Consider the following 5,662-nt stretch of genomic DNA (forward strand, 5'->3'; position numbering starts at 1 on the left):
TCTCACTGGATCCCGGTACGCGGCGGATTCTCAGGCCTTGCCGAATTCCCGCTGGATAAGGGCAAGCATCTCGTCGGCGGTCGCCGATTCGAGATCGTCGTCACTGTCCGCGGCCGCCCCGGTCGTGGCGCCCTGGATTTCGTTCCACTTGGAGAGCAGGCTCTTCAGCCGTTCCGTGACCCTCTCCGCCCGCTCACCCGCGTCGCCGTGCCCGTCACTGCCTGCTTCGCTGCCCGCGTCGCCGTGGAGCGCGACGCGGGACATCGCCGACTCCAGGCGGTCCAGCTCGGACAGGACCGAGCCGACGGGCGCGGCGGCGGCCGCGTCCGCGGCACCGCCGACCATCTCGCCGCACAGGTACTCCGCCAGGTCCTGCGGGGTCGGGTAGTCGAAGACCAGGGTGGACGAGAGGCGGAGCCCGGTGCTCGCGCCGATGCGCGCGTTCAGGCGGTTGCGCAGTTCGACCGCGGTCAGCGAGTCGAAGCCCAGTTCCCTGAAGCTCCGCTCGGCGTCGATCGAGCCGGTCTGCGAGTGCCCGAGCACCGCCGCCACGTTCGATGCCACCAGCTCCAGGACGGTTCTCAGCTGCGCGGCGGGTGACAGTCCGGCGAGGCGCTCGGCGAAGGACGGGGCCTTCGCGCCACCGGCGGCGCCGGCGTTCGCGTGCGCCACGCGCCGCGCCGGTACGCGTACGAGCTTGCGCAGGATCGCGGACGCCGGACCGTCGTCCACCTGGATACGAGCCGGGTGCAGCCCCATGGGGGAGAGCACCGGGTAGCCCGAGGTGCGTGCTGTGTCGAGGAGTTGGAGGGCGTGGGTGGTGGGGAGGGGGGTCATGCCGGAGCGGTGGATGCGCTCGATGTCGGCGGTGGTGAGGTGTCCGGTGATGCCGCTGCGCTGTTCCCACAGGCCCCATTGGAGTGAGGTGGCGGGGAGGCCGAGTGCGTGGCGGTGGTGGGCGAGTGCGTCGAGGAAGGTGTTGGCGGCGGCGTAGTTGCCCTGGCCCGGATCCCCGAAGAGGCCTGCGGAGGAGGAGAAGAGGATGAAGGCGGTGAGGTCCAGGTCCTTGGTGAGGTCATGGAGGTTGAGAGCAGCGTCGACCTTGGGCCGCAGGACCGCGTCGAGGCGCTCGGGGGCGAGGGAGGTGACCAGACCGTCGTCGACGACACCGGCGGTGTGGAAGACGCCGGTGAGGGGGCGGTCGACGGGGATGCCGGCCAGGAGAGCCGCGAGGGCCTCGCGGTCCGCGATGTCACAGGCGGCGAACTGCACGCTGTGCGCGCCCAGTTCGGTCAGCTGGGCGGCCAGCTCGGGCGCGCCGTCCGCGCTCTGCCCGCGCCGGCTGGTGAGGATGAGGTGTCGTACGCCGTGCACGGTGACGAGGTGGCGGGCGACGAGGCCGCCCAGGGTGCCGGCTCCGGTGATCAGAGCGGTTCCGTCCGGGCCGGGTGTGGCGATCTCACCGGCGTCGTCGGCCTTGGCGACCCGGCTCAACCGCGGTACGTGCACGGCCCCTTCCCGCACGGCTGCCTGTGGCTCACCGGCCCGCAGTAGCGGCCACAGGACCGCGAGCCCGGCGGATTCGTCGGTGTCGAGGAGCAGGAACCGGTCGGGGTTCTCGGCCTGCGCGGAGCGTACGAGACCCCAGACGGGCGCGTTGGCCAGATCGGCCACGTCTTCACCGGGCCGGGCGGCGACCGCACCACGGGTGACGAGGACCAGGCGGGATCCGGCGAACCGGTCCTCCGACAGCCAGCCCTGGACGAGGGCGAGTGCGTGGCGGGTGGCCCGATGCGCGGCGGTGGCCGTGTCGGTGTCCCCGTATCCCGCCAGGGGAGCGAGCACGACCTCGGGAACCGTGTCGGCGCCGGCCAGTTCGGCCAGGTCCGCGAAGACCGGACCGTCGTCGCCGAAGCCGTCCGGCTCACCCACCACCGCCCACGCGCCCGGGTTGGCCGGGGGGAGGGGCAGCTGTGGCCATTGCACGTGGAAGAGGGAGTCGTGGAAGGGGTGGTGTCCGGTGGTGAGTTCGTCGGGGGTGGTGTGGCGCCAGGTGATGGTTTGTGCGGTGAGGACGGGTGTGCCGGTGTCATCGGCGGCGGTGAGGGTGCCGTTGGTGGTGGAGAGTTTGACGCGCAGGGTGGTGGCGCCGGTGGCGTGGAGGGTGACGTGGTTCCAGGTGGAGGTGGTGCGTGCCTGCTCGTGGGGGGTGAGGGGCAGGGCGTGCAGGGCGGCGTCGAGGAGTGCGGGGTGGAGGCTGAAGCCGTCGGTGGTGGCGGTTTCGGGGAGGGCGACTTCGGCGTAGATGTCGTCTTCGAGACGCCAGGCGGCGCGCAGGCCCTGGAAGGCGGGCCCGTAGGTCAGTTGGGCGTGTGTGAGGTGTTCGTAGGTGGTGTCGACGTCGATCGCGACGGCACCCCGCGGCGGCCACACCGACAGATCGGAGCCCCCGTCGTACGTTTCGTCCGTGAGCAGGCCCACGGCGTTCTTGGACCAAGACGCGTCGTCCCCGGCACTGTCGGGCCGGGAGTGGATCGCCACTGCCCGGCGGCCCCCCCGCTCATCGGCGGCATCGACCGTCAGCCGCAGCACTACGCCGCCCTGCTCGGGCAGGACGAGCGGGGCCTGGAGCGTGATCTCCTCCAGGGACCCGCAGCCGACCTGGTCACCGGCGTGGATCGCCAGCTCGACCAGCGCCGAGCCCGGCACCACGGCCGTGCCCATGACGGTGTGGTCGGCCAGCCACGGCTGCGACTGAAGCGACAGCCGGCCTGTGAGCAGCACGCCACCGGTCTCGGGGAGGACCGCGGCGGCACCGAGCAGCGGATGTGCTGTCGTGTCCAGCCCGAGGCCTGAGGCATCACCGGCCGGGGCGGTCGCCCGCAGCCAGTAGCGCTGGTGCTGGAAGGCGTAGGTGGGCAGGTCGACGCGGCGTGCGCCCCGGCCTGCGAAGACGCCGTCCCAGTCGAGTTCGGCGCCGTGGATGTGGGCGGTGCCGATGGCCTGGGTGAGGGTCTCCGCTTCCGGGCGGTTCTTGCGGAGTACGGGGCTGAAGGCCGCGGTGTCGGTGTCGGTGAGGGTCTCCTGGGCCATGGCGGAGAGGGTGCCGTCCGGGCCCAGCTCGATGTAGGTGGTGACGCCTTGTTCGGCGAGGTGGGTGATGCCGTCGGCGAAGCGGACGGCTTGGCGGACGTGGCGTACCCAGTACTCGGGTGAGCCGATGTCTTCAGGGGTGGCGAGCTGGCCGGTGAGGTTGGAGACGACCGGGATGCTCGGAGTCCGGTACGCAAGCCCGGAGGCGATGGTGCGGAACTCGTCCAGCATGGGTTCCATGCGCGGTGAGTGGAAGGCGTGGCTGACGCGCAACTGGTGGACCTTGCGGCCCTGCTCCCGCCAGTCCTCCAGCACCTCGATCACCGCAGCCTCGTCACCGGAGACCACGACGGACGTGGGCCCGTTGATGGCGGCGATGGCGACCTCGTGCTCACGGCCTTCCAGAAGTGGCAGGACCTCCGCCTCCGTGGCCTGGATCGCGGCCATGGCCCCACCGACGGGCAGGGCCTGCATAAGCCGCCCACGCGCGGCGACGAGCTTGACGGCATCTTCCAGAGTGAAGACCCCCGCCACATGGGCCACGGCCAGTTCACCCACGGAGTGCCCGACGAGGAAGTCAGGGGTCAGCCCCCACGCCTCGACGAGCCGGAACAGCGCGACCTCGATGGCGAAGAGCGCGGCCTGCGTGTACACGGTCTGGTCGATCAGACCGGCGTCCGTCCCGTCCGTGCCGAAGACGACATCCTTCAGCGGACGCTCCAGCTGCCCATCGAAGCGGGCACACACCTCATCGAATGCGGCGGCGAACACCGGATACGTCTCGTAGAGCTCGCGGCCCATTCCGGCCCGCTGGCTGCCCTGCCCCGTGAACAGGAAGGCCAGTCGGCCACGGCTGACGCTCCCCGAGGGTGCCTCCCCGGCAGCCACCGACCGCAGGCCGGCCAGCAGCTCCTCACGGCTCGCCCCCGTGACCACGGCCCGGTGCTCGAACCGTGCGCGCGACACCGCCAGGGAGTAGCCGACATCCGCCGGGCCCAGCTCGGGCTTGCGCTCCAGGAAGGAGAGCAGCCGGTCGGCCTGACCCCGCAGCGCGTCCTCGGTCTTGCCCGAGAGGACCCACGGCACGGAGCCGGCGACGATCGGTGTCTCGCCTGCTCCGAGGTCCGCCGCCGGCACCTGCTCCAGTACCACGTGCGCGTTCGTACCGCTCATGCCGAACGACGACACCGCTGCCCGTCTCGGCCTGTCGACCTGCGGCCACTTGCGGGCCTCGGTCAGCAGGCGGACGTCGCCCGCCGACCAGTCCACCTCGGGGGCCGGCTCATCGACGTGCAGGGTCTTCGGCAGCAGGCCCTCCCGCATGGCGATGACCATCTTGATGATGCCCGCGATGCCCGAAGCCGCCTGGCTGTGACCGATGTTGGACTTGATGGAGCCGAGCCAGAGCGGTTCCGCGCCCTCGCGGCCCTGGCCGTACGTGGCAAGGAGGGCCTGCGCCTCGATCGGGTCGCCGAGCCGCGTCCCCGTGCCGTGCGCCTCGACCGCGTCGACGTCGCTCGTCGACAGTCCGGCGTTGCTCAGTGCCCGCCGGATGACGCGCTGCTGGGAGGGCCCGTTGGGCGCAGTCAGACCGTTCGACGCGCCGTCCTGATTGAGGGCCGTACCCCTGATCACCGCAAGCACCTGGTGACCGTTGCGGCGGGCGTCGGAGAGGCGTTCGACGAGGAGCATGCCCACGCCCTCCGCCCAGCCGGTGCCGTCCGCCGCGCCCGCGAAGGGCTTGCAGCGGCCGTCGGGGGCGAGGCCCCGCTGGCGCGAGAACTCGACGAACGTGTCCGGCGTCGACATGACCGTGACACCACCGGCAAGCGCCAGTGAGCACTCTCCCCGGCGCAGCGACTGGACCGCCAGATGCAGGGCCACCAGCGAGGACGAGCACGCGGTGTCCACCGAGACGGCCGGGCCCTCCAGGCCGAGCACGTACGAGACGCGGCCCGAGGCGACACTGCCCGAGTTGCCGGTGCTGAGATAGCCCTCAAGCCCCTCGACGGACTTGGTGAACTCGGAGTAGTAGTCCGAGCTCATCACCCCGGCGAACATGCCCGTCTGGCTGCCGCGCATCGCCTCGGGATCGAGACCGGCGCGCTCGAACGCCTCCCACGAGGCCTCAAGGAGCAGCCGCTGCTGCGGGTCCATCGCCAGCGCCTCGCGCGGCGAGATCCCGAAGAACGCCGGATCGAAGTCCCCCGCCTCGTAGAGGAATCCGCCCTCACGCGAGACGATCTTGCCGGGCTTGTCCGGGTCGGGGTCGTACAGCCCCTCGATGTCCCAGCCGCGGTCCGTCGGGAACCCGGAGATCGCGTCGACTTCGTCCGACACCAGCCTCCACAGGTCCTCGGGCGAAGCGACCCCGCCCGGGTAGCGGCACGCCATGCCGACGATCGCGACCGGCTCCGTCGCCGCACCGACGAGTTGCCGGTTCTGCTGCTTCAGGCTCTCGGCTTCCTTGATCGACGCACGCAGCGCCTCGACGAGTTGTGCCTGGGACGTTGTCATCAAGAGCTCCACACATCAGACGTCACAACAGACGTCACATCAGCATCAGACG

At 71.1% G+C, this 5,662-nt stretch carries 1 protein-coding gene; it reads right to left on the reverse strand.

Going from position 1 to position 5,662, the window contains the following annotated elements; genetic code table 11:
* Positions 1–30: 30 nt before the first annotated feature.
* A complete protein-coding gene (locus ACIQU3_RS31540; protein ID WP_403929017.1) occupies positions 31–5,613 on the reverse strand; it encodes an SDR family NAD(P)-dependent oxidoreductase in 5,583 nt (1,860 codons plus the stop codon).
* Positions 5,614–5,662 lie beyond the last annotated feature (49 nt).

Source organism: Streptomyces sp. NPDC101110 (assembly GCF_044759525.1).
In the GTDB taxonomy this organism is placed as follows: Bacteria; Actinomycetota; Actinomycetes; order Streptomycetales; family Streptomycetaceae; genus Streptomyces.